The 26,047-nt window shown below is 60.1% G+C and carries 20 protein-coding genes; 9 read left to right on the top strand and 11 right to left on the bottom strand.

Annotated features, from left to right (window positions below):
- Positions 1-2: 2 nt before the first annotated feature.
- Complete coding sequence (locus tag J3P93_RS19105; RefSeq protein ID WP_434590735.1) at positions 3-1,811, bottom strand: di-heme-cytochrome C peroxidase; 1,809 nt, start codon at positions 1,809-1,811, stop codon at positions 3-5.
- Between the two features lie 270 nt (positions 1,812-2,081).
- Here J3P93_RS19105 and J3P93_RS19100 point away from each other — a divergent pair, with 270 nt between their 5' ends.
- The 7 genes from J3P93_RS19100 (at position 2,082) to J3P93_RS19070 (ending at position 10,143) form a co-directional block, all read left to right on the top strand.
- Positions 2,082-2,798 carry an FKBP-type peptidyl-prolyl cis-trans isomerase gene (locus J3P93_RS19100; RefSeq protein ID WP_007919751.1) on the top strand — a complete coding sequence of 239 codons (717 nt, stop codon included), beginning with the start codon at positions 2,082-2,084 and terminating at the stop codon, positions 2,796-2,798.
- Positions 2,799-3,092: 294 nt separating this feature from the next.
- Positions 3,093-3,548, top strand: a complete 456-nt coding sequence (locus J3P93_RS19095) for a YkvA family protein (protein ID WP_434590731.1) — start codon at positions 3,093-3,095, stop codon at positions 3,546-3,548.
- A 112-nt stretch (positions 3,549-3,660) separates the two neighbouring features.
- The gene (locus J3P93_RS19090; RefSeq protein WP_090282466.1) at positions 3,661-4,002 is read left to right on the top strand and encodes a helix-turn-helix domain-containing protein; all 342 of its coding nucleotides are present in this window, start codon (positions 3,661-3,663) and stop codon (positions 4,000-4,002) included.
- Entirely contained in the window at positions 3,999-4,370 is a 372-nt protein-coding gene (locus tag J3P93_RS19085) for a hypothetical protein (RefSeq protein ID WP_007898892.1), read from the top strand. Before J3P93_RS19090 ends, J3P93_RS19085 begins: the two co-directional genes overlap by 4 nt.
- Complete coding sequence (locus tag J3P93_RS19080; protein WP_434590726.1) at positions 4,371-4,778, top strand: sel1 repeat family protein; 408 nt, start codon at positions 4,371-4,373, stop codon at positions 4,776-4,778.
- Between the two features lie 239 nt (positions 4,779-5,017).
- A complete protein-coding gene (locus tag J3P93_RS19075) occupies positions 5,018-9,781 on the top strand; it encodes an RHS repeat-associated core domain-containing protein (RefSeq protein WP_434590723.1) in 4,764 nt (1,587 codons plus the stop codon).
- A complete protein-coding gene (locus J3P93_RS19070; RefSeq protein ID WP_434590720.1) occupies positions 9,781-10,143 on the top strand; it encodes a hypothetical protein in 363 nt (120 codons plus the stop codon). Before J3P93_RS19075 ends, J3P93_RS19070 begins: the two co-directional genes overlap by 1 nt.
- A gap of 48 nt (positions 10,144-10,191) precedes the next feature.
- On the opposite strand, the gene J3P93_RS19065 is transcribed toward J3P93_RS19070, so the two are convergent.
- Together J3P93_RS19065 and J3P93_RS19060 are read right to left on the bottom strand one after the other, a co-directional pair.
- On the bottom strand, positions 10,192-11,973 hold the full coding sequence (locus J3P93_RS19065; protein ID WP_434590717.1) for a bifunctional diguanylate cyclase/phosphodiesterase: 1,782 nt from the start codon (positions 11,971-11,973) through the stop codon (positions 10,192-10,194).
- Positions 11,974-12,091: 118 nt separating this feature from the next.
- A complete protein-coding gene (locus J3P93_RS19060) occupies positions 12,092-14,176 on the bottom strand; it encodes a carboxy terminal-processing peptidase (protein ID WP_434590714.1) in 2,085 nt (694 codons plus the stop codon).
- A gap of 138 nt (positions 14,177-14,314) precedes the next feature.
- Between J3P93_RS19060 and J3P93_RS19055 the strand changes: the two genes are divergently transcribed.
- Positions 14,315-15,277 (top strand): zinc-binding dehydrogenase, encoded by a 963-nt coding sequence (locus J3P93_RS19055; protein WP_434590711.1) that lies wholly within the window; start codon positions 14,315-14,317, stop codon positions 15,275-15,277.
- A 113-nt stretch (positions 15,278-15,390) separates the two neighbouring features.
- Here J3P93_RS19055 and J3P93_RS19050 read toward each other — a convergent pair whose 3' ends face one another.
- The 6 genes from J3P93_RS19050 to J3P93_RS19025 form a co-directional block, all read right to left on the bottom strand.
- Complete coding sequence (locus J3P93_RS19050; RefSeq protein ID WP_434590708.1) at positions 15,391-16,044, bottom strand: HAD family hydrolase; 654 nt, start codon at positions 16,042-16,044, stop codon at positions 15,391-15,393.
- A 111-nt stretch (positions 16,045-16,155) separates the two neighbouring features.
- A complete protein-coding gene (locus J3P93_RS19045) occupies positions 16,156-17,145 on the bottom strand; it encodes an ABC transporter ATP-binding protein (protein ID WP_434590704.1) in 990 nt (329 codons plus the stop codon).
- Entirely contained in the window at positions 17,142-17,942 is an 801-nt protein-coding gene (locus tag J3P93_RS19040) for an ABC transporter permease (protein WP_434590701.1), read from the bottom strand. Before J3P93_RS19040 ends, J3P93_RS19045 begins: the two co-directional genes overlap by 4 nt.
- A complete protein-coding gene (locus tag J3P93_RS19035) occupies positions 17,929-18,774 on the bottom strand; it encodes an ABC transporter permease (protein ID WP_434590699.1) in 846 nt (281 codons plus the stop codon). The genes J3P93_RS19040 and J3P93_RS19035 overlap by 14 nt, the downstream gene beginning before the upstream one ends.
- Complete coding sequence (locus J3P93_RS19030) at positions 18,771-19,577, bottom strand: alkaline phosphatase family protein (RefSeq protein ID WP_434590696.1); 807 nt, start codon at positions 19,575-19,577, stop codon at positions 18,771-18,773. The genes J3P93_RS19035 and J3P93_RS19030 overlap by 4 nt, the downstream gene beginning before the upstream one ends.
- A 181-nt stretch (positions 19,578-19,758) precedes the next feature.
- The gene (locus tag J3P93_RS19025) at positions 19,759-20,826 is read right to left on the bottom strand and encodes an ABC transporter substrate-binding protein (RefSeq protein WP_434590694.1); all 1,068 of its coding nucleotides are present in this window, start codon (positions 20,824-20,826) and stop codon (positions 19,759-19,761) included.
- Between the two features lie 351 nt (positions 20,827-21,177).
- On the opposite strand from J3P93_RS19025, the gene J3P93_RS19020 reads away from it, so the two are divergent.
- On the top strand, positions 21,178-21,891 hold the full coding sequence (locus J3P93_RS19020; protein ID WP_434590691.1) for a UTRA domain-containing protein: 714 nt from the start codon (positions 21,178-21,180) through the stop codon (positions 21,889-21,891).
- 582 nt (positions 21,892-22,473) lie between these two features.
- On the opposite strand, the gene J3P93_RS19015 is transcribed toward J3P93_RS19020, so the two are convergent.
- Together J3P93_RS19015 and J3P93_RS19010 are read right to left on the bottom strand one after the other, a co-directional pair.
- Positions 22,474-23,808 (bottom strand): amidohydrolase, encoded by a 1,335-nt coding sequence (locus tag J3P93_RS19015; protein WP_434590688.1) that lies wholly within the window; start codon positions 23,806-23,808, stop codon positions 22,474-22,476.
- 64 nt (positions 23,809-23,872) lie between these two features.
- Positions 23,873-26,026 carry a mechanosensitive ion channel family protein gene (locus J3P93_RS19010; RefSeq protein ID WP_434590685.1) on the bottom strand — a complete coding sequence of 718 codons (2,154 nt, stop codon included), beginning with the start codon at positions 26,024-26,026 and terminating at the stop codon, positions 23,873-23,875.
- Positions 26,027-26,047: the final 21 nt, after the last annotated feature.

The following is a 26,047-nucleotide window of genomic DNA, read 5'->3' as shown; positions in this document are numbered from 1 at the left end:
GATCATGGCAGTTGCGCCTCCAGCGGGCCGCCGAGCACTTTCAGGTATTCGAGCAAGGCCCAGCGTTCTTCCGGCTGCAATAAGCGGCCAATCACGCCGTTGCCGCGTTCGCCGGCACGAAATTCATGACCGCTGTTGTGGTTGCCGCTGATGCGCGTGTCGAACAGGAAACCATTGGTGAACGCTTCGGTGCGGTAACCCAGATGGCGCGGATCGTATTCGAAGCTGCCCTTATAGAAGGTGCTGGCGCGTTCATCCTGCGGCGACAGCAACTGATAAAGGCTCGGCACCGAACCGTTGTGCAGAAACGGCGCAGTGGCCCAGACCCCGGCCAATGGCCGCGCCTTGTAGGCGACTTTTTCCCGTACACCGATCGGCAGGCCGAAACCGTCCAGTTGCGGTTTCTCCTGCGGCGTGACGTTGGCTTCACGATAGGCGCGGTTCTCGACAAAAGCGGTGACGTACGCCAGTCCCTTGGCCACTGACAACTGGCTGAGGTCCAGCGGCTCTTTGGGCGTCGGGTGCAGTTTGACGTCCATCGTTTCCAGCTCTTTCAGGTCCCATTGCAGCGCGCTCAGGTCGAAACGGTGGCTGGCAATGTTGTTGGCGGCGTTGGGATCGGTACCGATCACCGCGACCGGCAACATGTGCAGACTTTGCACCCAGCGCCCGCCTTCCTGAGTCTGCGGCGGCACATGGCAACCGGCGCAATTCTCGGTAAACAGTGCGCGGCCCTTCGCGGCCAGCGGCTTGTCGATGGCACCGAACAGCGCCTCTGGCCAGGCGGGCGGGCGGAGTCTTTGCAGGGTTTCTTCGATGGTATGCAGATCACGCACGCGCACGCTGGAGGCGTAGCGCGCATCGCCTTGCAGCGGTTGGCCGTTGCTGTCGAAAAAATTCAGCGTGGCGCCGACGCCCAGCGCCTCGCCGATATTGCGCGCCATCGGCTGTTGCGCCGAGCCGTTCCACTGCACCCAGTCGAACGTCCACATGTCCCACAGTTGCGGGTAATCCACCGGCGCATCGGCCACGCGATAGTTGCTCGCGGAAATCGCATCGCCGAACGTGGCGTTGGCGATCCGCCCGAACGCGTCGGTGCGACCGGGACCTTCTTCGGTTGGATAGAGGCCGCGATGGGTATCGTTCCAGGCCACCTTGAGGAAGGTGTCGAGCGAGGTTTTGAAGTCTTTGCGCAACTGTTGCTGGCGCGCGTCGTAGGCATCGCCCAATACGTTTCTGGCGAAACGTTCGAATTTCCACGGGTTGTAGTAAGTCGAGGTCAGACTGGCTACCAATGCCTGTCCGAAACTGCCACCGCGCAGTGTAGGAACGCTGGACGGCAGCACGTGTTGCGCCGCGCCTCCATCGATCCGCACAGCCTGACCTTTGAAGCGCAGCTCACCGGTGTGGCAAGCGGCGCAGGTAATGTCCAGATAGTGCTCGCCACTGCCAGGATTCTGATGTCGAGCGAAGCCGACGGGCAGGTTGCCGGGATTGTTTGGCGTGGCTTGCTGGTGCGGATCAGTCAGGAAACCGAAACGTGCGAGGTACTCGGGCGAGGCGAAGCGCTGCTGCGAGAAGGGCAGTTCGAGTGCCTGGAACCATTCGTAGCGCAGGCCTTTGACCTGTGTGCCCTGCGGCGTGAAGTAATAGGTTTGCCGGTCCTGCTCGCTCCACTGATCAAGGTAATGCACTTGCTCGGCGGGCGTGTAGAAAGGCAATTTCGGATTGGCGATGTAATACAGCACCACGGCCAGAACGAGGCCCAGCAGTACGACGATCAGCGTCAGCACACGGAAGAAGAGGCGCAAGATAAACGTCCTTGTCGAGTTGTTGCGCTGTTATGCCTGAGTAAGCCCCTATGCGGCAAGTGGCCATTACGCCAGATGTAGCGAAAAGGGCTGGCTGCGATTGTCGCAAGCAGATGACAGAAGCTTCATCGTTGCAGGCGGCCAATACCTTTGAGTCCCTGAACTTATCGCAAGTTTGCTGCTCTCATGCCGGTAGCCATTGGTCGTGGCGGCCTGATAAGCTCGCGGCTTTACTCGATTGCCCATTCGGCGCATGAACAAGGAAATAGCATGAAACAGCATCGGTTGGCGGCGGCGGTAGCCCTGGTTAGCCTGGTACTCGCGGGTTGTGACTCGCAGACCAGCGTAGAGCTGAAAACCCCGGCGCAGAAAGCTTCCTACGGCATCGGCCTGAACATGGGCAAAAGCCTGGCTCAGGAAGGCATGGATGACCTGGACTCCAAAGCGGTAGCCCAGGGCATCGAAGATGCCGTCGGCAAGAAAGAACAGAAGCTGAAAGATGAAGAGCTGGTCGAAGCCTTCGCCGCGCTGCAAAAGCGTGCCGAAGAGCGCATGGCCAAGATGAGCGAAGAGTCGGCAGCCGCCGGCAAGAAATTCCTCGAAGAAAACGGCAAGAAGGCCGGCGTGACCACTACCGCTTCGGGTCTGCAATACGAAGTGGTGAAGAAAGCCGACGGCCCACAGCCCAAGCCGACTGACGTAGTGACCGTTCACTATACCGGCAAGCTGACCAACGGCACCGTGTTCGACAGCTCCGTCGAGCGCGGCAGCCCGATCGATCTGCCGGTGAGCGGCGTGATCCCGGGTTGGGTCGAAGGTCTGCAACTGATGCACGTTGGCGAGAAGTACAAACTGTACATCCCTAGCGATCTGGCTTACGGCGCGCAATCGCCTAGCCCGGCAATCCCGGCCAACTCGGTTCTGGTCTTCGACCTCGAACTGCTGGCCATCAAGGATCCGGCCAAAGAAGCTGCCGCTGCCAAGTAATTGGTAAAAGCTTCAACAACAACGCCTCGCTTATGCGGGGCGTTGTTGCATCTGGACCTTGGCAAGGGTAAACAGAACGAACCGATGCCGCTTGGCACAGTCATAGCCATTGAGGCTGCCCGCGCTAGCCGCCCTGAGCAGCCAAGTCAATGAAATATTGGGGTTTTTTATGTGAGTAAAAAACGCCCGATCTGAGCGCAGCCCTTATGAAACGGGGCTTTCAGCGCTGAAATGCAGCTCTGTTCACAAGGTTATCCACAATTTGTGTGGATAACATTTCAGTGGGAGGAATAGATGAAAGCTCCGTGGAATTTCGCTCGATTCCTGCCCTTGGCCGGCCGTCTGCTGGCCCGTGGTCGTTTGCCGACCTTGTTGTTCGCAGTCGCCAGCAAAGGCGCGGCACAAGGCAATCGCCTCGGTAGACTCAAAGACGATCTGCGCCTGCTTCAGGCCTTGTGCCTGGCCTACTGGCGCGGCGAGTACCGAGCCATCAGCGGCAAAGCGCTGATTTCGGTGGTGGCGGGTTTGATGTACTTCCTCAGCCCGGTGGATGCGGTGCCGGATTTCATCCCCATGTTCGGCATGCTCGACGACGTCGCCGTCCTGGCCTGGCTGATGAAAACCCTCAGCGGTGAGCTCGATGCCTTTCGCCAGTGGCGCAACCGCCAGGCGCCGGAAAAACTCGCCGTGGTCGAACGCTTGCCTGACACCCCCGAACAACTGCAACTTCAGGGACCCAAAAAGCCCTGATTGTGCAAACCTGCCTGCAGATAGATACCCCCCGCGACCTTGGCCGCTGTTAGGATTACACTTCTAGGGAAAAGTGCCGACTCGCTAAGTGTTGTTGTCCTACGGGGTAGTCATGGATATTCAGATAATTGCTCGCGATGGCGAACCCGAATACGCGGTTCTGCCCTGGGCTCAGTATCAGGCTCTACTAAAAGCAGCAGGCATCAACGAGACACCGACGCGTCCGGCAGCCACGCCGCTCGCAGCCACGGCAGATCCGATTCTTCCGGGTCTGGATCAACTACGCAGTTTGCGCGAAGGGAAGGGCATCGCCATCGAGGCGCTGGCCCGCACGGTAGGCATCAGCCCGTCTTATCTGGCCATGATCGAAAGTGGCGAGCGTCAGCCCGACGCCGCGATTCGCCGCAGCCTGGCCTGGGAATTGACGGTGCCAGGGTGGAGGGAAGAATCGTGAGCGTACGCATCAGCCGACAACATTGGGACGGACTGCTGGGGGAACTGGATCAGGCGCGACGTCAGCGCCATCTGCTGACTTACCGGGCCTTGCTGGAGCGTTTGCAACTGCCGACACCGGCCATGCAAACCCTGACTGCCGCGCTTGAGCATCTGGCGGCACTGGACGCCAGGGCTGAACAACCACTGCGCAGTTCGCTGGTGATCAGCCAGGGCGCAAGCCGTTTGCCACGCACCGGTTTTTTTGAATGCGTTGAACGTCTCGGGCGTTTTTCCGGGCCGTCCGATGGCGTCGCCGCTGCCTCCTGGCATGCCTCGGAAGTGGTGCGGGTCTTTGAGTACGAGTACCCGGAATCGGCGGAGGCCTGAGTGTTCTTGCGCCTCAAGGCGCGGGCCGGTTACTGGCTGGCCCGCCGGTTGTTTCATTGGTCGTGGCTGGTGCGTCAGCCGCGTGGCTGGCACTGGCTTGAAGGCCGGTTTGCGCGCATGGCCAACCTTGGCGATGTCGGTGCGCAAAGCTTCTACGGACACATCCTGACCTTTCGCGGCGTCGGCCTCGGTGCGCGCGAAGAGGGCGTGCGCTTGTTGCGTCTGGCAGCGCTCGGTGGTGACGGCAAAGCGGCTTATCAGCTCGGCGTGATCAGCCTCGCCGGCACACCGAGCAAGGCGCCGGACACTGCCGACGCTGCGCGCTGGTGGGGCATCGCTGCCAGGGCCGGGCATCCCTTGGCCGAGCTCAAATTGAAAGAACTGAGCCGCGGCGATTCAACGCATTAATTCTCTTTATGTCGGTTCTATAAACATGGCCTGAGGTTTTCCTCAGGCCATGTTTGCGTTTTCGCGCACCTGTTTATCTGTAGGTAATTTTTTACAGACAAGTCCTACAGGTATCGCCTACTTGCCTGACTTCTTTCCTGATTGATCCCCCGCACAGTTCCCGCGCCTAACTTTTTGCGCGAGGGAACGCTCATGTTTGACCCGCTGAACCCATCCACTTCGCACTTGCGCGTGCGCTGATGGACGCCATCCACCGCATCGAGCAAGCACTCGACAGCTTTCCCGGCACTCTCAGTCTCTACCGCCAGCAACTTGAGCATTGGGCCAGTCGTAGCGCCGACTCGGTCAGCCATGCGGCGGACATGCCTTCGCTGATGGGCATGGAGCGGGTCATCCGCTTCGGCGAACGCAGCACCACTGTCAGCAGCACGGACGACCAGTTTTTCTCGGATGTCGTGCAGTGTCCGCAGGGCGGGGTGATGCAGATCGAGAGCAAGTTCGAGTCGGTCTACGACATTGCGCTCGGCAACATTCAAGTCGATGTAATCGCCATGGACGGTGGCGAAACGACGCCGGTGACCCTTGATGCTCAAGGCAAGGGTTCGTTCGAGGGCACGCCGGGCAAGTTCTACCGGGTGCAAGTGCACAGCGAGGTCACGCCGGGCCAGCTCGACGATCTTTTCAAAGCCTATGACGGCTTGACCCGCGAACTGGACGGCTGGCTGCGCAGCGAATGGCAAGGCTTCAGGCCGCAGTGGTCGCAGTCCGTGGCGACGGCAGCCGGCAACGGCCTGCTGGCCGGCAGTTGGGCGGCGATTGAGGGCGTCTGGGACAGCATCGGCCTGCTCTCCGACATCCTGCAAAACCCCGGCGCGTTTGTTGAGCGACTGGGCAGCGGCGCGACCGAGTTGATGGAACTGGCCACGACGGCACCTGAGCTGATGGAAAAGCTGCAGTTGCTGGTCAGTGACGAAGCGGCGCTGTGTTTGCTGCTGCGCACGGCCAGCCTTTGGCTGGAGATGCTGCCGCCTAGTGAGATCGCCGGCAAAACCGCCGAAGCCGCGTCAATGATGATCGTGCAGTTGCTCATCGATGTGCTGATCGGCGTGGTTCTGACATTCGCCAGTGGCGGTGCGGGCATTGCCTATTTGACCCTGCGTCTGGCTGACCGCGCCGTGCAATTGCTCTCGGCGGTGAAGCGGTTGGTCAAGGCCATCTTCGGCATCGTCAGCACCTTCATTGAATACGTCGACCGCTACAAGAGCGTCGCTGCCCGCGGTATTGCAGTCGGTGTGAAGAAAGGCCGGATGCAACTGCGTTGGGATGCCAGGCGCAACACCACGCTGAAGAAAGACGAGCCGCACGACGACGCTTCCGACCAAGCGAAAAACCCCAACGGCGACAGCGCCGATTGCGTGCCGCTGACCTGCACCAATGGTTGCCCGGTGTCGATGGTTACCGGTGAGGAGCTGCTGACGCTGACGGATGCGGTGCTTGATGGTGTGCTGCCGTTTGAATTCAGCCGTTTGTATCGCTCAAGCGCCGTTGAGATCGACATTGGATTGGGGTTTGGCTGGAGCCACTCGCTGGCGCATCGGCTGGAGTTTGAGGGTGAGTTTGTTGTCTGGGTCGACCATGAAAACCGGCGTACGCGGTTTCCGTTGCCCAGTGCGACCCGGCCGGCGATTCATAACAGTCTCTCGCGGGCAGCGATTTTTCTTGGCGATGAACCGGAGGAACTGATTCTCGCGCTGGCCGGCGAGACGGCGCGGTTTTATCACTTTCGCGCGGGTCGGCTGACGGCGATCAGTGATGCGTATGGCAATCGGCTCTCGGTGCTTCGTGATCGGGCTGATCGAGTGCAAAGACTCGATAACGGCGCTGGTCGTTCGCTGCTGTTGCGTTATGACCGCGCGCAGTTGGTCGGCGTGGATTATCAGGTGTTTCGTGAGGCTGCCTGGCACACCGAACAGACGCTCGTTAGTTATGGCTTCGATGCCTATCAAAATCTGATCGAAGCCACCAACGCGGTCGGCGACAGCGAGCGTTACGACTACGACGACGCTCACGTCATCCTGCAGCGGCAACTGGCCGGTGGGGCGAGTTTTTTCTGGGAATGGGAACGCTCCGGCAAGGCGGCGCGGTGCGTCCGCCACTGGGCCTCGTTCTCGCAAATGAACACCCGCTACGTCTGGGCCGACGACGGCAGCGTCGCGGTGCAGTACGTCGACGGCACCGAAGAAACCTACGTTCACGACGACCGCGCGCGACTGGTGCGCAAGGTCGAGGCGGATGGCGGCGAACACCTCAAGGCCTATGACGCTGAAGGCCGGTTGATCGCCGAGCAGGACCCGCTGGGCGCGGTCACCGAATACCGCTACGACGAGGTCGGACGGCTGATCGCGTTGATTCCTCCGGATGATGTGCCAACGTCCTACGAGTATCGCAACGGTTTTCTCTACCGGCGCACCCGCGGCGATGCGGTGTGGATTTATCGGCGCAACGCCGAGGGCGACGTCACTGAAGCGGTCGATCCTGACGGCCAGGTCACCCATTACTACTACAACGTGCGCGGGCAACTGCTGTCGATCCGCTACTCGGACAGCAGCCGCCATAAGCTGGTGTGGAATCCGCTCGGCCAGTTGACCGAAGAAACCCTGCCCGATGGCGGTGTGCGACGCTTTTCCTACGACGCATTGGGGCGGCGGACGACGACTGCCGACGAACACGGCGCCGTCACCCGCCAGCAATGGGACGCCGTTGGCCGACTGATCCTGACGACTTTTCCTACCGGCAGCAGCCGCGCCTACAGCTACGGCGCCTACGGCCAGGTCACCGCCGAACGCGACGAACTCGGGCGCATCACCCGTTACGAGTACGACGATGACCTGCACCTGGTCTCGCGGCGGATCAACCCCGACGGCACGCAGGTGCAGTACCGCTATGACCACGCGCAACTGCTGCTCACCGAGATCGAAAACGAGTCCGGGGAAAAGTACCGGCTGGACTACACGCCAAGCGGATTGATCCGACAGGAAACGGGTTTTGACGGACGGCGCACGGCGTATGCCTATGACCTCAACGGGCATCTGCTGGAAAAGACCGAGTTTGGTGATGACGGCTCATGTTTGCTGACTGCTTATGAGCGCGATGCGGCCGGACGCCTACTGGTCAAGACCCTGCCTGACGGCATCAATGTTAAATATTCCTACGACCGCCTCGGCCGTCTGATCGCCGTCGATGACGGCCACAACCACCCGCTGGCCTTCGAATACGACCGCCAGGACCGGCTGATCACCGAACACCAGGGCTGGGGCACCCTGCGTTACGCCTATGACGCCTGCGGCCAGCTCAAACGTCTGCGCCTGCCGGACAACAGCAAACTCGATTACCACTACGCCAAAGGCGGCGCGCTGACGGCGATCGACCTCAACGGCACGCCGCTGACCCGCCACGTCTACCAGTTCGGCCGCGAAGTGCAGCGCCAGCAAGGCCTGCTGCTCAGCGAATATGCCTACGACGAACAGGGAAGGTTACTGGCTCACGCCGTAGGCCATCAGCGCGATTCGGTCTACCGCCGCGATTATGCCTACAGCGCCAACGGCAACCTCGCCCACATCGCCGACAGCCGCCACGGCCAACGCACCTACGGCTACGACGCCCTCGACCGGCTGATTCGCGTCCGCCATTCGCGCGACGAACTGCCGGAATCCTTCGCCCACGACCCGGCCGGCAACCTGCTGATGCAGGACCGCGCCGGCCCGAGTCAGGTCAAAGGTAACCGCCTGCTGATGCAGGGCGACCGCCATTACGACTACGACGCCTTCGGCAACCTGATCCGCGAACGCCGCGGCAAAGAACAGACACTCGTCACCGAATACCGCTACGACAGCCAGCACCGCCTGATCGGCCTGACCCGTCCCGACGGTCAGACCGCGACCTATCAATACGACGCCTTCGGCCGCCGCATCCGCAAAACCGTCGACGGCCAGACCACCGAATTCTTCTGGCAAGGCGACCAAGTCGTCGCCGAAAGCAGCGAGAACGAATACCGCAGCTACGTCTACGAACCCGGCACCTTTCGCCCGCTCGCGCTGATCGACGGCAAAGGCCCGAAAAAAGCCTGCCCGTTCTACTACCAACTCGACCACCTCGGCACGCCGCAGGAACTCACCGACTACGGCGGCGACATCGTCTGGTCCGCGCAATACGACGCCTACGGCAAAACCGCCGCACTGACCCTGGCCGGCGACGATTACCTGAACCAGCCGCTGCGTTTTCAAGGGCAGTACTTCGATGCCGAAAGCGGATTGCACTACAACCGGCACCGGTATTACGACCCGCGGCTGGGGCGCTATCTGACGCCCGATCCGGTGAAGCTGGCGGGTGGGTTGAATCAATACCAGTACGTGCCGAATCCGACGGGGTGGGTGGATCCGTTGGGGTTGAACTCCAACTGCCCGCCGCCGAAGAAGCCGGGTTGCGAAGTGCCGGGTGGGACTGGTGGCGCTAAGGTTGATGAGGGTGAGCCAGCGCTGCCGAAGATGACGGCGCAGGAGCGGAGGGCGAGGATTGATGAGTTGGCGGAGGCAAACGCTTATCGGCGTTTGGGTGAGATGGAGAGGTCAACACAAGGCGCTCACTTTGTAGAGAAGCACGGAGCTCAAACAACTCTACGATCTCAATTTGAACGAATTATGACAGGGAAAAATCCGACAACTGGGATAGTAGAGACCTACTACGGCGGACCAAACCATGGAGAACCTAAAATCCCTAGCGCGGCCACTCATTTTCTCAGTCATAGAGACCAGCTAAATGCTATCTACAGAGCCAAGCTGATACTCCGAAGGACCGATCTGCAAACGTCGAGAAGGCCGATGGATATGGGGAAGATCATTGGCGAAGGTTATACGAGGGACGGGGTTTATGGGCAGCAAAAGAAAGCTGTAGTTATTCTCAAAGCAAATGGCGACACCGTAACTTCGTACGCGGATTTTGATTGATGAAAAAAATATATGAGATTTTGGACATAAAAAATTTACTGTTTGTATTCGATATTGAAAATACTCACGACATAGAGCGAGAGCGATTGATAGCTGAAAAAGACGTCAATGATTCGCAGCAGTTGACGGAGTTATTCGATACTTTGTTAAAGCCTGAATTTTATGAGTACACAGATACAGAGCAAGAATCTCTCATAGGAACAGTCGATCATTTTTTGATGACGAATGACAATTTTGACCTCGTATTCAATCGTATGACGACTTATTTCGGTCAAGAAGTTGCCGAAAGGCCGCGCTTTATGGGGGTTTTGTTAAGGTGTTTGACGAAATATCGAAATGAAAAAAAAGACCTCGGACAATGAAATTCCAGTCTGGCTTTTTGTGCTATTAGGGCGGCCTCTCTCGTGGTCTTAACTAACTAGTTGCGTCGTCCGGGGTGTGGGCGCTAAATCGCCGAGCACATGCACGCTATACCCCGGAACATTCTTCGCATGATGCTTTGCCTGCGAAGCCATCTCCGCCAGCTGGCTCGCATCCAGCTGCGCGCAGGCCTCGGGGTGTAGGTGCACCACGCCAATGGACAGCGACAACAACGCAAACTCCTGCCGCACGCCTTGGCGGTTCGGCGCGACGAAACACCCCGCCTCAAGATGCTCAGGCCGGTAGAACCGGCGGCACTGGCTCTGAAAATCATCAAGCAGTTGATTGAGGCGTTTGCGCCAGTCTTCCGGGCCGAGGACGAGGAGGAAGTCGTCGCCGCCGATGTGGCCGACGAAGTCGCGGGTGGGGTCGACGCGTTCGTTGAGGCACTGGGCGAGGCACAGCAGGACTTCGTCGCCACGGCCGTAGCCGTAGATGTCGTTGAAAGGTTTGAAGCTGTCGATGTCAACGTAGCAGATGATCGACTCGCGGCCCTGCTGCAGCAGGCGGGTAAGGCATTGTTGAATCGGCACGTTACCGGGCAGCAAGGTCAGCGGGTTGGCGTAGCGGGCCTGCTGAATTTTCAGTTCGGTGATCAGCTTGAGCACGTCGATTACCCGGCCGAGGCCGAGGTAGATACCGTTGAGGGTGATGATGAAGTCTTCTTCGATGCGCTGGCGAGCGCGGCTGGTGATCAGGCGGCTGACTTGTTGCAGCGACTGGCTCATTTCCACGGCGAGGAAGTCGTCGCTCATCAGGCGGCTGATCGGCTTGCGTGCGAACAAGTCGGTGGCGAACGGTTTGAGCAGGGCGTCGGACAGCGAATGACGGTGGACGATGCCAGCCGGTTGGCCCTGTTCGTCTAGCACCGCCAGTGAGTTGAGGTTGGCCTGGCGGCGGAACGCTTCGAGCACGGTGGCGGTGGGTGTGTCGCGGTGCACCGCCGGCTGCTCGTTGAGCAGGGCGCTGAGGTCGCTGCCTTCGTCGTTCAGCGCTACGGCGCTGCTGTCGTGTTTCGGCATCAGCGCGCGCGAGTCTCGCGATGGGTGTTCCTGGGGGCGACCGAGCAAATAGCCTTGCACCAGATCGACGCCCATTTCAGTCAGAACGGCGAGTTCTTCCGGCAGCTCGATGCCTTCGGCGATAACTTGCGCGCGCGACGCTTTGGCGATTTGCAGAATCGAGCCGACGAACTCGCGTTTCAACGCATCCTGATGAATGCCGTCGATGAAATGCCGGTCGATCTTCACGTAATCCGGGCGCAGTTCTGACCACAGGCGCAGGCTCGAATACCCGGCACCAAGGTCATCCAGCGCAATGGAAAAACCCATGGCCCGGTAATGATGCAGGGCGGTTTGCAGCAACTGGAAATCGTCGATGGGTGTCTGTTCGGTCAGTTCGATGACCACCTGACTGGGCGGAATGCCGAAGTCCTGCAGCAACTGCAAGGTTCGTCCCGGCTGATGCGCCGCTTCGAGGAGAGATTCCGGCGAGACGTTGAGAAACAGTTTGCCCGGAAGCTTCTGCTCGTTGAAACGCCGGCAGGCAGATTCTCTACAGGCAATCTCCAGCTCACTCAGACGGCCGGCCTGACGCGCCACGGCAAACAGCGCAATCGGTGAGTGCAGAGGGCTGTTGGACGGGCCGCGAGTCAGCGCTTCGTAACCGAGGATGCGTCGCTCGGAGAGGCTGATGATCGGCTGGAACAGGCTGTGCAAACCGCTTTGAGTCAGGATCGAGCTCAACGCGCTCAGCTGTTCGGTCGTGGTCATGGCAGTCTCTGGCGATAAAAAAAGGACCGGGAGCGTGAGCTCTCGGTCCTTTATTGCACGACAGAATGATGACTGTTTGATGACGATCCAGGGATCGTCAGCATTAATTTGCCATCACTTACTTCTTGGCCACCTGATTGCTCAGCTTCAGGTAATCGAGCAGTACGCGCCCGGTTTCGCTCAGGTAGGCATCGTCTTCCGGTTTGACTTTGTCCGGATCGGCTGCCGCCAGTGCGTCCTCGTCTTCTTTCTTCAGCTCTTTGAGCGGTTCTTCGCCTTTGGCCTTGCGACGCAGGTTCTCCATGGTCAGCTGTTTGGCGTCGATGTCGGCGTGCTGGGCACGACGCTCGGCTTCGTTGAGGCTGACGGTTTTTTCTTCCATCAGTTTCTGCGCCAGCGCCAGCTTGTCGCGGATGAACACGAACTCGGCATCCTTGGCGGTGCGCGTGTCATGTTCGAACTTGAGCTGAGCCAGGTACGGCTTGAACGGATCGGCTGCCGGTTTGATTGCCGCGCGAATGGTGTCCCACGGCATGGCTTCCGGCAGGGCGCTCTCGCCGATTTCCTTGGTGTCGATCAGCGACGGGTAGTCGATGTCCGGCAGCACGCCCTGATGCTGGGTGCTCTGCCCGGAAACCCGGTAGAACTTGGCCAGGGTCAGTTTCAGTTCGCCGTGGTTCAGCGGCTGAATGGTCTGCACGGTGCCTTTACCGAAAGTCTGACCGCCGATGATCAGCGCACGGTGGTAGTCCTGCATGGCGCCGGCGAAGATCTCCGAAGCCGAGGCGGACAAGCGGTTGACCAGCAACGCCATCGGCCCTTTGTAGAACGCGCCCGGGTTTTCATCTTCCAGCACGTCGACGCGGCCATCGGCGTTACGCACGAGGACGGTCGGGCCCTTGTCGATGAACAGACTGGTCAGCTCGGTGGCTTCCTGCAGGGAACCGCCGCCGTTGTTGCGCAGGTCGATGACCACACCGTCGACTTTGTCTTTCTGCAGTTCGGTCAGCAGCTTCTTCACGTCGCGCGTGGTGCTCTTGTAATCCGGGTCACCGGCACGGAACGCCTTGAAGTCGAGGTAGAAGGCCGGAATTTCGATCACGCCGAGCTTGTAGTCCTTGCCGTCCTGTTTCAGGTTCAGCACCGACTTCTTCACGGCCTGGTCTTCGAGCTTCACCGCTTCACGGGTGATCGGCACGATCTTGGTGGTCTGGTCGTTGGGCGCATTGCTCGCCGGAATCACTTCAAGGCGCACCACGGTGCCTTTCGGCCCGCGGATCAGCTTGACCACTTCGTCCAGACGCCAGCCGACCACGTCGACCATTTCTTTGTTGCCCTGGGCAACGCCGATGATCTTGTCGGCCGGAGCCACTTGCTTGGTCTTGTCAGCCGGGCCTGCCGGCACCAGACGCACGACTTTCACCTGATCGTTGTCGCTCTGCAACACGGCACCGATGCCCTCGAGGGACAGGCTCATGTTGATGTCGAAGTTCTCCGCGTTGTCCGGCGACAGATAGTTGGTGTGCGGATCGTAGGACATGGCGAAGGTGTTGATGTACGCCTGGAAGATATCTTCCGGACGGGTCTGGTCCAGGCGCGCCAACTGGTTCTTGTAGCGCTTGGTCAGGGTTTCCTGGATCTGCTTGGGCTCTTTGCCGGCGATCTTCATCCGCAGCACTTCGTCCTTGACGCGTTTGCGCCAGAGGTCGTCGAGTTCAGCGGTGGATTTGAGCCAAGGCGCGTCCTTGCGATCGATCAGCAAGGTCTCTTTGGTGGTGAAGTCCATCTTGTCGACGCCTTTGTTCAGCTCGGCAAGGGCGAAGTCCAGACGCGCCTTGACGCGGTCCAGATAGCGCTTGTAGATGGTGAACCCGGCGTTGAGGTCGCCGCTCTTGAGGAAGTCGTCGAACTGGGTCTTCCACTTGTCGAATTCAGCGATGTCGCTGGACATGAAATAGCTGCGCGACGGATCCAGCAGCTTGAGGTAGCTGTCGTAGATGATCACCGAACGCGCATCGTCCAGCGGCGGCTTGCTGTAGTGATGACGCTTGAGCAACTCGACGACGTTTAGACTGGCGATGACTTCATCGCGATCAGGCTGCAACTTGTCCCAGCTGTTGGCTGCGAATGTAGTGCCCGACACCGGCAACAGACCGATACCGATGAAAAGAGCGAGGGCGGTGCTGGGGAGCAGATGCTTCATGCTGATTCGACGCGGGGACAATTGATAACGCATATTAGGCCGTCTTTGAAGTCGCCGGTTCTACGAGAGCCGGTCGCATAATGCAAAAAGCCCGGCGCTACAGCTTCGGGCTCAGTCCAGACTCACTATGGAGGCACTGTGAAGGCATTGCAAGGCGTTGACGGTCAAGTGGCATGGGTTGAAGAGCCGAGTCCTACGTGCGATGTAGGACAAGTCCGCATCCGAGTGGCGGCAGCCGGCCTCAATCGCGCCGATTTGTTACAGAAAGCGGGGCTGTATCCGCCGCCACCAGGGGCCAGCCAAGTGCTCGGTCTTGAGTGCTCCGGGATCATCAGCGAGGTCGGCGCGGGGAGTGCGTGGCAGGTCGGTGATCGGGTTTGCGCCTTGTTGGCCGGGGGCGGCATGGCTGAAGAGGTGGTTGTCGATGGGCGGCACGTGCTGCCGGTTCCTGAAGGCGTTTCGCTGATCGAAGCCGCCGCATTGCCCGAGGTTTATGCAACAGTCTGGCTGAATGTGTTTCAACTTGCGGCGCTCAAACCCGGTGAGAAAGTTCTTCTGCATGCCGGCGCCAGTGGAATCGGTTCAGCCGCCATTCAGCTGTGCAAGGCTTTCGGTAACCCGTGTTGGGTCAGCGTCGGTTCGGCCGAACGTCTGGCTTACTGCGAGTCATTGGGCGCGCAGGGCGGCGTGCTGCGTACTGACGATCTGCAAAGCCTGCGCGATTTCGGTCCGTTCGATGTGATCCTCGATCCGGTCGGCGGCAACTATTCGGCGCTGAATCTGCAGTTGGTGGCACTGGACGGACGTTGGGTGCTGATCGGTCTGATGGGGGGCCGTGAGGCGAAACTGGATCTGGCGCAGGTGCTGGCCAAGCGTGTGCAACTGCTCGGTTCGACATTGCGCAGTCGCAGTGATCAGTTCAAGGCAGATTTGCTCAGCGATCTCGGTCAGCAAGTTTGGCCGTTGTTTGCTGAAGGGCGGTTGCGTCCGCAATTGGCCAAGGCGTTTGCGGTGAAGGATGCCGAGGCGGCGTTTGCCGAGTTGGCGAGCAATACGGTGGCGGGGAAAGTGGTGTTGTTGATTGATGAAAGCCTGAGCTGACAATACAGCCCTCCTGTAGGAGTGAGCCTGCTCGCGATAGCACCGTGTCAGTCACCATCACAGTTGGCAGATAGACCGCAATCGCGAGCAGGCTCACTCCTACAGGGATCGGTTTATTTCCACAGATGGATTGGCCAGCCGGATTTTTCTGCGTGTTCGAGCAGCACCGGGTCCGGGTTGACCACATGCGGGAAATCCACCTTCAGCAACAACGGCAGATCATTACGCGAGTCGGAGTAGAAACTCGCGCCTTCAAGATTTTCTTCCTCGGCATCCAGCCATTCCAGCAAGCGGGTGATCTTGCCTTCGCGATAGGTCAGGGTGCCAACGGTCTTGCCGCTGTAAACGCCATGGGCGACGTCCAGTTCGATGGCCAGCACCTCATCGATGCCCAGGCGTTCGGCGATCGGTTTGACCAGGTGCGTACCCGATGCCGAAATCACCAGAATGCGGTCGCCGGCCTGGCGGTGTGCGGCGATGGTTTTGGTCGCATCGCTGAAGATGATCGGTTCGATGAAATCTTCTACCCACGGGCCAACCAGGTGGTCGATTTCTGCCGGCGTGCGGCCGATCAGCGGTTCAAGGCTGAAGGCCATGTAGTCTTCCATCGCCAGGTGGCCGCGGCCGTAGGCGTCCATCAATTCCTTGTCGCGCTGCATGAACGATTCGCCATCGACCCAACCGAGGCGGACCATTTGCTCGCTCCACAGCGAGGAGCAGTCGCCGTGGATCAACGTTTCGTCCAGATCAAAAATTGCCAAAGCCATGGGTTCTCTCCGAGAACAGCTGCAAGCTACAAGCTTCGAGCTGCAAGAATTAAAATCAGGTGCGCCGCAGTCTACAGCTTGAAGCTGATAGCTCGAAGCTTGCAGCTGCTCCTAAGCTACTTCGCACAGGGCGGTCGGATCGATGGAAAGTGCCAGGCGCTGACCATCGGGAAGCAAATCCGCTGCCGAGCGGTTGAGCACATCCACCACCAGCTCAACGCCTCGGGCTTCGACGCGATAGCGAATGACATTGCCCAGCAGGCTGTGGCTGCGGATCTGCGCGTCGGGTTCGCCGTTGAGGCTTAGCTCGATGGCTTCCGGACGAATCGCGATGCGGTGGTTGATCGGCCGCTGCAGCAGCTTCGAAGCGGCCTCGGCGTCGAGCAGGTTGTAATTGCCGATGAAGCCGGCGGCGAACACATCGACCGGCGCTGTGTAGAGGGTTTCGGCGTCGCCGCTCTGGACGATCTTGCCCTGATTCATCAGGAAGATTCGATCCGACATGGTCAGCGCTTCTTCCTGATCGTGGGTGACGAAAATTGTCGTCAGGCCGAGTTCGCGTTGAATCTGCCGGATCTGTTCACGCAAGTGTTTACGAATTCGTGCATCGAGGGCCGACAGCGGCTCATCGAGCAGGAGCAAACGCGGGCGGGTGACCAACGAGCGGGCGAGGGCGACGCGCTGGCATTGGCCGCCGGAGAGCTGGTGCGGGTAGCGGCTGGCGAAGTCGTGCAGTTCAACCAGTTTCAACACTTCGGAAACGCGTTTATGGCTGTCGTCGCTATTGACCTTCTGCATGCGCAAACCGAAGGCGACGTTCTGCTCGACGGTCATGTTGGGAAACAGCGCATAGCTCTGGAACACCATACCGATGCCGCGCTTCTGCGGGCTCAACGGCACGATGTCGACGCCGTCGAGCAGGATCTGCCCGCCATCCACCGGTGTCAGCCCGGCGATGCAGCGCAACAGGGTCGACTTGCCGCAACCGGACGGGCCAAGCAGGGTGACGAACTCACCCTTGTTGATCTCGCAGTTGATGTCGCTGAACACCGTGGTGCCCGCGTAGTTTTTCTGCAGGTGTTGGACGCTGACATAGCTCATTCGCTTTTGTCCTTGTTCAAGGTGTTGGCGATCCAGGTCAGGACCAGCACGAAAAAGAAATACGAGATGACCAGCGCACTGGTGAAGTGGCCGCTGCTGTTGCGCATGTTGTTCAGGTACACCTGCAGGGTTTCGTAGCGGGTGCCGACGAGGATGTTGGCGAAGACGAACTCACCGAACAGGAACGAGAACGACAGCAGCAGCGCCACCATCAGGCCTTTGCGCAGGTTCGGCAGCACCACCAGGATTGCCGCCTGAAAGGTGCTGGCGCCGAGCAGTTGCGCGGCGTCCATCAGGTCGCGCAGGTTGATCGCTTGCAGGTTGTTGGTGATCGCCCGGTACATGAAGGGCAACGCCACGGTGAAGTAGCAGCCGATCAGGATCCACGGCGTGCCGACCATCGCCATCGGCCCGGAGCCGTAAAGCTGCAACAGGCCCACCGAGGACACCACCGGCGGCACCGCGAAGGGCAGCAGGATCAGGATATTCATCAGCGCATCGAGTTTCGGGAAGTGGTAATGCACCACGAACAGCAGCGGCAGGATCAGCACCACCGACAGCACCAGCGCGCCGACGCACACCAGCAACGACTGGCCGAAGGCGTGCAGAAAACGCGGATCGCTCCACAACTGGATGTACCACTTGAAGGTAAAGCCGCTGGGCAGAATGGTCGCCGACCAACTGCTGGCGATCGAGTACACCAGAGTGCCGGCCAGTGGCAGCAAGAGGATCGCGAACAACAGGTAAACCACGACGCGGTGGTAGAGACCGGCCGGGCCGGATTCAGCGCGAGACATGGTAGCTCCTCTTCAACAGCAGTTGATGCACGACGGTGACGATGGTCATCAGCGCCACCAGCACCACGGCCAGCGCGCTGGCCAGGTTCGGGTCGAGAGAGATGTCCCCGGAAACCATTGCCGCGATGCGGATCGGCAGCACGTTGAAGTTGCCGGTGGTCAACGCATACACCGTGGCATAGGCGCCGAGGGCATTGGCCAGCAGGATCACGAACGTGCCGAGCAGCGCTGGCGTCAGCACCGGCAAGCCGATGTGCCGCCAGAACTGCCAGCCATTGGCACCCAGCAGCGCGGCGGATTCGCGCCAGTCCTCACGCAGCGCGTCGAAGGCCGGGTAGAGCAGCAGCACACCGAGGGGAATCTGGAAGTAGGTGTAGAGAATGATCAGGCCGGTCTTCGAGTACAGGTTGAAGTCCTGAATGATCCCCGACTGTTTCAACATGATCGTGATGCTGCCGTTGAAACCGAGCAGGATGATGAACGCGAACGCCAGCGGCACGCCGGCGAAGTTGCTGGTCATGTTGGCGAAGGCGTTGACGAAGTTGCGCAGTTTCGAGTCGACCCGACGCAGCGAATACGCACCGAGGACGGCGATCAGGATGCCGAACACGCTCGACCAGAAACTGATCTCAAGACTGTACTGGATCGCCTGCCGATAGAACTTCGATGCGAAGATCTTGCTGAAATTGGCCAGGCCCCAGCCGGACTCTTCCGATTGCAGGCTGTTGATCATCACCCAGACAAGCGGGGCGATTTCGAAGACGATGAAGAACAGCGCGAACGGCACCAGACACAGCGCCGCCAGCCATTTGCCGCGAGTCAGGGCGTTCACTTGAGCAGCTCCCGGCACACAGGTTTATCGTGGGGCACGCCGAGCATCTCGCAGACGGTACCGCAGATTTCGGTCTGTCTGGGGGCAGCGTTCGCGTTCAGGCTGAAGGCATCGCCGAGGACGAACAGCGGCACCTGGCGTTCTTCCGGCAGCAGGCCGTTGTGCGAGCGGTCGTTGTTCATACCGTGGTCGGCTGTCACCAGCACTTGATAGCCGGCGTCGAGCCAGCCTTGCAGATAATCGGCGAGAACGATATCGGCCGAACGCGCGCTGTTGCGGTATTGCGAGCTGTCGAGGCCGTGCTTGTGTCCGGCATCGTCGATGTTCATTGGATGGACCAGCAGGAAATTCGGCGCGTGGCGCAGGCGCAGGTTTTCCGCGTCGGCGAACAGGTGCGAATCCGGGTAGTGGTCGTTCCAGTAGAAGTGCCCGTGCTGAATCGGCAAGGACGGATCGTCGGTGTGTCGATCACGCGCCGCGACGAATGGCGAGCGGTTGTACAGTTCGCTGACCCAGTGATAGGCCGCCGCCGCGGTTTTCAGCCCGGCATCGCGTGCGTAGTGATAAATGCTGCGCTGGCTGGACAGGCGCGAGACGTTGTTGTGAACGATGCCGCTGTCGATCGGCGCCACACCGGTGAGAATGCATTCATAAAGCGGTCGGGACAGGGCCGGCAGTTCGCACTCCAGTCGATAGAGCGCGGCGCGTCCTGCGCCAACATAAGCCTGCAGATGCCCCATGGCGTGACGCGCAACCTCGTAGTTGAGGCCGTCGAACACGACAAGGATGACGTTGTGCTTCATAGGGGCAAGAACTCCGCGAAACAGTGAATTTCAAATTCAACAGAGATCCCTTGTAGGAGTGAGCCTGCTCGCGATAGCGGTGGTTCAGCCAACATGGTTGGTGAATGTTCGACCGCTATCGCGAGCAGGCTCACTCCTACAGGGGGATTTGCTTCAGATCAAAGAGTGGCGATCTGAAGCCTTACTTCATCTCTACGATGACTTCCTCGTTCCACACCTGTGGCAGGCCTTTGGAGGTCTTTTCCCAGGCATCGGCGTCCTTGATCGGGGTGACCTTTTTGTACTGCTCGTTCGGCAGCAGTTTGGCTTTGACGTCTTCCGGCAGTTGCAGGTGTTCGGCGCGGATCGGACGGGCGTTGCCGCGGGCGAGGTTGGTCTGGCCGGCGTCGCTGAAGATGTATTCACGCGTCAGCTTGGCGGCGTTGGGGTTTTTCGCGTACTTGTTGATGATCGTGGTGTAGCCGGAAATCACCGAACCGTCGGACGGGATCAGCACCACGTAATCATCCGGGTTGGCCATCTTGGCCTTGTAGCTCAGGCCGTTGAAGTCCCAGACCACACCGACTTCGATCTCGCCTTTTTCCATGGTGGCGATGGTCGGGTTGGCCATCGACAGGCGACCTTGCTTGGCGATGTCGGCGAACAGCAGCAGGGCCGGTTTGATGTTCTTCTCGTCGCCACCGTTGGCCAGTGCAGCGGCGAGTACGCCGTTGGCCGCTTGGGCGGCGGTGCTCACGTCACCGATGGAGACCTTGTATTTGCCGCTTTTCAGGTCAGCCCATTTGGTCGGTACTTCGGAGCCGTGCAGCAGCTTCTTGTTGACGATGAAGGCGATGGTGCCGGTGTAGGCCAGCGCCCAGTTGCCGTCCTTGTCCTTGGCCCAGTCCGGCACCTGATCCCAGGTGCTTGGCTTGTACGGTTGCACCACGCCCTGCTTGACCGCGATCGGGCCGAAGGCCGCACCGACGTCGCCGATGTCGGCGGTGGCGTTGTCTTTCTCCGCAGCGAACTTGGCGATTTCCTGCGCCGAGCTCATGTCGGTGTCGATGTGTTTCAGGCCATAGGTCTTGGCCAGGTCTTCCCAGGTGCCTTTCCAGTTGGCCCAGTCATCCGGCATGCCGACGCTGTTGACGGCGCCTTCCGCTTTGGCAGCGGCTTCGAGGGTTTTCAGATCGGTGCCGGCCGCCATGGCGGAGGTGCACAGTGCAATGGTCGAGCCTAACAGTGTTGCCAGGAAAAGCTGTTTCATTCCGAAGCTCCTTGGTCGTGATCAACGCTGCGATTGCGGTTTGTGTTGGTCTAGGTCAGCAATACCTGAGCCAATTTAAGCGGGCTGGATGACACTTTAATGTCGACGGCGGTTTGTCCGGCCTTTTCTGTGCCCGGTGTGGGCAGGTGCTCGCTAAGCGTAGACCAACCCCGAAAGCCCGGTACGCAAGGGACTTGGCCGATGTATTGCAAGTCGTGAGCACGACCGCTGGGCAGTTTTGTCATCTGCCGGTCATCTGCACTGCCTAGGCTTGCAACATCAGCAATCGGCACGTTGGCCGTGCGCTTTTGCCCCGAAACAGTGCTGGTCTAGTCCAGATAGGTAACGTTGATGCGTGATGAGGCAACAAAAGCGGTGACAGCGATTGGCCAGGTGTTGCAGGAGCAGCTCGATCACGGCTTGCTGGCGGCGGGCAGCAAGTTGCCGGCCGAGCGCAAGCTCAGTGAGTTGTTCGGCACGACGCGGATTACCGTGCGCGAGGCGTTGTTGCAGCTGGAAGCGCAGGGGCAGATTTATCGCGAGGAGCGCCGGGGCTGGTTCGTGTCGCCGCCGCGTCTGGCCTACAACCTGATGCAGCGCAGTCACTTTCACGCGATGGTCAGTGCGCAGGGGCGGGTAGCGTCGACCGAGGTGATTTCGGCGCGTTTGCAGCCGGCGTCGGCCGCGGTGTGTGCGTGGTTGCAGTTGCCGGCGCTGTCGAGCGTGATTCAGATTTGCCGCTCGCGGCGCATTGACGGGCGGTTGGTGTTGTACGTGGAGCATTATCTGAATCCGCAGTTTTTTCCGGGGATTCTGGGGTTTGATCTGAATCAGTCGATGACTGAGTTGTATGCGCGGCATTTTGATTTGCACTACGGGCGGGTGCGCTTTGAGATTGTGCCGACGTCATTGTCGGTGGATGCGGCGGCCGCTTTAAGGGTTTCGGTGGGGAGTCCGGGGTTGCGGATTGCTCGGGTCAATTATGATCAGCATGAGCGGTTGATTGATTGTGATCTGGAGTTTTGGCGGCATGATGCGATTCATGTTGGGGTTGATGTGGTTTGATCCTTGGCGGCCTCTGGGCCGACCAGGCTTTGGGTGTTTTGCGTGAATATCCGTTGCTTCGGGTGGTGCTGATGGCGGTTTCGCCCTTACGGCGAGTCCCTTTTTCAGACGCCAAAAAGGAACCAAAAGGCTTTGCTCCTACGTACGGCCCTCGCAGGCTCGGGTCCCTTCGCTCCGGGACCGATCCGGGCGCAGCGGCTACGGTTTGCTTCGCTGCACCTACTTCCGCTGTGTCTGGCTGCGCCAGACGGTCGCTGCGCTCCCACGCCCCGATCGATCCCTGCGCTCAGCCTTCCGATGTCGCTGGTTAGGCAAAATCAAGATCAAGGGCACTCGAGCTGGCGCTCATTGTTGAGTGGTGAGAAGCGGGTGGTTGGCCTTGGTTTTGTGGTGTGGCTGCCCCTCACCCCAGTCCTCTCCCCTTGGAGAGGGAGCCGATCTGTGTTGGCTTCGATATTTGCGTACAACTCGGTAGGTCATGTCGGCGCAGCTCTCGCATCCGCCACGATCAGTCCCCTCTCCCTCTGGGAGAGGGCTAGGGTGAGGGGCTTTTGATGTTGAGGGTTTTCAACCGCTTCGGTCTCATTTGCCCACCTCGGCATTCGCATACAGATAATCCGTCGCCAGCGAGGCCAATGTCCTGACTCCCACCACCAATGCCGATTCGTCGACAAAGAACCCCGGATTATGGTTCGGCGCGGCTTTGCTCATGTCCTGATCTCGTGGGGTCACGCCCAGGAATACAAACAGCCCCGGCGCTTCCTTGGCGAAGAAGGAGAAGTCTTCCGCGCCGCCCACCAGTGGCCCCTGGACGACGTCGTCCTTGGCGGCCCATTTCAGGGTCGGGAGCATTTTCTCGGTGAGTGCCGGATTGTTGATGGTCGGGTCGTATTTTTCGATGATGGTGACGTCGGCTTTTGCGCCGCCGCTTTCGGCGATTTTCTCGATGGTCTGGCGCACGTCTTTGTGCAGTTTCTGGCGGATGCCGTAGTCGTAGGAGCGGAGGGTGCCGGTCATGTCGACGGATTCGGGGATGATGTTGTAGCGGGTGCCGCCGTTGATGGTGCCGATGCTGACCACGGATGGATAAGAGGAAATGTCGGTGCGGCGGCTGACCACGGTTTGCAGGCCGACGAGGGTTTGGGCGCTGACGGTGATCGGGTCGATGCCGTCCCAGGGGCGGCCGGCGTGGGTTTGTTTGCCGAGGATTTTGATGCGCAGGTCGTCGGAGCTGGCCAGGGTCGGGCCGGGGCGGTAGGCGATCTGGCCGGCGGGGACGCCGGCCCAGACGTGCAGGCCGAACACCGCGTCGGGCTTGGGTGATTTCATTACGCCTTCCTGCACCATCATTTTCGCGCCCCAGGTATTTTTGCCGTCGGGAATGAAGTCGCTTGGGCCTTCTTCGGCGGGCTGGAAGTAGAACACCACCGTGCCGGGCAGGGTGTCGCGCATGCCGGTCAGGATTTTCGCCGTGCTCAGCAGGATCGCGGTGTGGGCGTCGTGGCCGCAGGCGTGCATGACGTCGACTTCCTTGTCGAGGTAGGTGCCTTTGGCTTTCGAGGCGAACGGCAGGTCGGAGACTTCCTTGACCGGCAGCGCGTCCATGTCAGCGCGCAGGGCCACGGTCGGGCCGGGCAGGGCGCCTTTGAGGATGGCGACCACGCCGGTGCGGGCGACGCCGGTTTTGACTTCCAGGCCCATGGCTTTGAGCTGTTTGGCGACCAGCTCGGCGGTGCGTTTTTCGCTGTTGCCGAGTTCCGGGTGAGCGTGCAGGTCGCGGCGGGTTTCCAGCAGTTCGGGCTCAAGCTGTTGCGCTTGTTCGGCGATCTGCTGGCGGCTGCTCTCGAGGGTGGCGGCGCCGGCGTGGCTGGCGATCAGGCTGAGCAAAACAGTCTGGGCAATGCGCGTCAGTTGCATGGCTTTTTCCTTGATTGTTGTTGTCGGGCTTCCCTGCCTGTGACTGCAACCGCGCGCCTGAGTGCTATTCCTTCGGCTGGCCGCCACCGGCGGTGATCACCTGCACGCTCATGCGCGGCGTTGCCAGGTCCAGCCCGGCCTCGTCGAGATGGCGTTTGAGCGACAGGTTGAACGCGCGGGACACTTCCCATTGCTTGATCGGCGCGGTCTTGAAGCGTGCACGCAAAATCGCACTGCCGGACTCGAAACTTTCCACGCCCTGGATTTCCAGCGGCGACCAGATTTTGCGCCGCTGCAACGGATCGGTGCGCATTTTCTGCCCGACGTCGCGCATCAGTTTGATCGCGTCGTCGATTTCCATGTTGTACGGCACCGCCACGCGGAAGATCGCGTAGCCGAACTCGCGCGAGTAGTTCTTGATGCTTTTGATTTCGCTGAACGGGATGGTGTGAACGATGCCGTCGATATCGCGCAGGCGCACGGTGCGAATGGTCAGGCCTTCGACCGTGCCGAGGTGGCCGCCGACGTCGACGTAATCGTCGATGGCCAGCGAGTCTTCAATAATGATGAACAGGCCGGTGATCAAGTCCGCGACCAGTGACTGCGCACCGAAGCCGATGGCCAGACCGATGACACCGGCACCGGCCAGCAGCGGCGTGACGTTCATGCCCATGTTCGCCAGGGCGACGATCAGCGCAATGATGAAAATCGCCACGAACAGCACGTTGCGGATCAGCGGCATCATCGTCTGTGCGCGAGCGTTGGCCAGGCCTTTGCGTGAGCGGGTGAGGGCGTGATGCACAGCGGTGTCGGCGAGAATCCAGATCAGCCAGGAAATGATCAGCGTACCGATCAAGCTGAACAGTTTGACGCTGACGTCATGACCGTCGCCCTCGGCGAAACCGATCAGCGAATGGCCCCAGACCCGCAGGCCCAGTTCGATGAACAGCAGCCACACCAGCAAATGCGCGAGGGTGTAGAAGAAGTTTTTCAAGCGTTCCGAATACAGCGCATGGCGTTTCGTCCCGCGTTGCGGTTTTAGTGAATGGCGGCGAACGAGGCCGTTGATGACCATACACAGCACCAGCAGCACCGTGCAGATCAGCGACTGGCGCAATGCGGTACTGGTATCGCCGGCGGAAACGAAGGTGGCGAACAGCGAAATACCCACCAGCACCAGCGCCGGCACGTACCAGAAGGTGCCAAGGATTTCGATGGTGTCGCTGAGGGCGCGGCGGGTCAGGCGTCGCGACAGTGGCTGGTTGCGGATCAGGTGCGCGATCGGTCGGCGGAAACGCAAGATGAACAAGCCGGTCGACAGCGCCGCGAGGACATTGGCCACGGTAGCGGCAGTGTGGGCCAGATGCACGCCGAGGCTGGCGACCAGACGCGGGTCGCTCAAGGCTTCACCGAACGCGGCGAAGCTGCCGATCAGCCAAAGCGGCCGGAACGCCTGATGGCGCAGGATGTACAGCGCTCGGTGACGGTGCGGACCGTCGAGCAGGGAGAACGCGATCACGCAGATCGCCGAGAAACAGGTGCCGACCACCAACGCATACGCCAGCACCATCGCCAGACTCTTGCCCAGAGACGAGGGCAAGGCGTAGCTCATGTACACGGTCATCACCAACGCGATCAGCCACGGCCCGAGCTTGCGCAGGGCAAAGCGCAGCATGTCGAGCGCGCGGGGGTGTTGCGGCAGTTCTTCGGTGAGGCCGAAGCGCAGGCGTACGCGGTGGCCGAGCCAGATCAACGCGGCGGCGAGCAGGCTCCAGAGCATCAGGATCATCGCGAAGCCGAAAATGATTGGCAGCCATTGATTGGCCGGCAGCATCAGGCCGCGCAATTCGTCCTTGGCCAGATCGAATTCATTGCCCCAGCGATTGAGTGGGCTGTCGGCGCCGGTGAACTGTTTTTCGAAATTGGCGAGGGTGCCGCCGATCAGGCCGAGCACGCCTTCTTCGGAGCTGGCCTGAGCCTTGTTGGTGGCGTCGCGCAGTTTCTTCAGGTCGCTCAAGAGTTGCGCGCGCTGCTGGTCGTTTTCCAGTGACTTGATGACTTCGTCGAGGGACTGGCCGAGCGGTTCCTCGGCGACGGGCTGCGCTTTACCGGTGTTGAGCACGCCGGGCAAACCGACCGCATGGGCGGGCGCCAGCGGCAGCAGGCACAGCAGGCAAACGAGAAACAGACTGGGCAAGGCAAGGAAACGAGCGAACACTGGGCGGTCAACCGGGCAAGG

This window comes from Pseudomonas sp. R3-57 (genome assembly GCF_051132065.1).
Lineage (GTDB): Bacteria > Pseudomonadota > Gammaproteobacteria > Pseudomonadales > Pseudomonadaceae > Aquipseudomonas.
The sequence above is the reverse complement of the archived record's forward strand: the minus strand, read 5'-3'. Positions and strand labels throughout refer to the sequence as shown.

Excerpts from the sequence above, each read along its gene's own strand:
- J3P93_RS19100 (WP_007919751.1), top strand. The coding sequence starts at position 2,082 with ATGAAACAGCATCGGTTGGCGGCGGCGGTAGCCCTGGTTAGCCTGGTA.
- J3P93_RS19095 (WP_434590731.1), top strand. The coding sequence starts at position 3,093 with ATGAAAGCTCCGTGGAATTTCGCTCGATTCCTGCCCTTGGCCGGCCGT.
- J3P93_RS19090 (WP_090282466.1), top strand. The coding sequence starts at position 3,661 with ATGGATATTCAGATAATTGCTCGCGATGGCGAACCCGAATACGCGGTT.
- J3P93_RS19075 (WP_434590723.1), top strand. The coding sequence starts at position 5,018 with ATGGACGCCATCCACCGCATCGAGCAAGCACTCGACAGCTTTCCCGGC.
- J3P93_RS19070 (WP_434590720.1), top strand. The coding sequence starts at position 9,781 with ATGAAAAAAATATATGAGATTTTGGACATAAAAAATTTACTGTTTGTA.
- J3P93_RS19065 (WP_434590717.1), bottom strand. The coding sequence starts at position 11,973 with ATGACCACGACCGAACAGCTGAGCGCGTTGAGCTCGATCCTGACTCAA.
- J3P93_RS19060 (WP_434590714.1), bottom strand. The coding sequence starts at position 14,176 with ATGAAGCATCTGCTCCCCAGCACCGCCCTCGCTCTTTTCATCGGTATC.
- J3P93_RS19050 (WP_434590708.1), bottom strand. The coding sequence starts at position 16,044 with ATGGCTTTGGCAATTTTTGATCTGGACGAAACGTTGATCCACGGCGAC.
- J3P93_RS19045 (WP_434590704.1), bottom strand. The coding sequence starts at position 17,145 with ATGAGCTATGTCAGCGTCCAACACCTGCAGAAAAACTACGCGGGCACC.
- J3P93_RS19040 (WP_434590701.1), bottom strand. The coding sequence starts at position 17,942 with ATGTCTCGCGCTGAATCCGGCCCGGCCGGTCTCTACCACCGCGTCGTG.
- J3P93_RS19030 (WP_434590696.1), bottom strand. The coding sequence starts at position 19,577 with ATGAAGCACAACGTCATCCTTGTCGTGTTCGACGGCCTCAACTACGAG.
- J3P93_RS19025 (WP_434590694.1), bottom strand. The coding sequence starts at position 20,826 with ATGAAACAGCTTTTCCTGGCAACACTGTTAGGCTCGACCATTGCACTG.
- J3P93_RS19020 (WP_434590691.1), top strand. The coding sequence starts at position 21,178 with ATGCGTGATGAGGCAACAAAAGCGGTGACAGCGATTGGCCAGGTGTTG.
- J3P93_RS19015 (WP_434590688.1), bottom strand. The coding sequence starts at position 23,808 with ATGCAACTGACGCGCATTGCCCAGACTGTTTTGCTCAGCCTGATCGCC.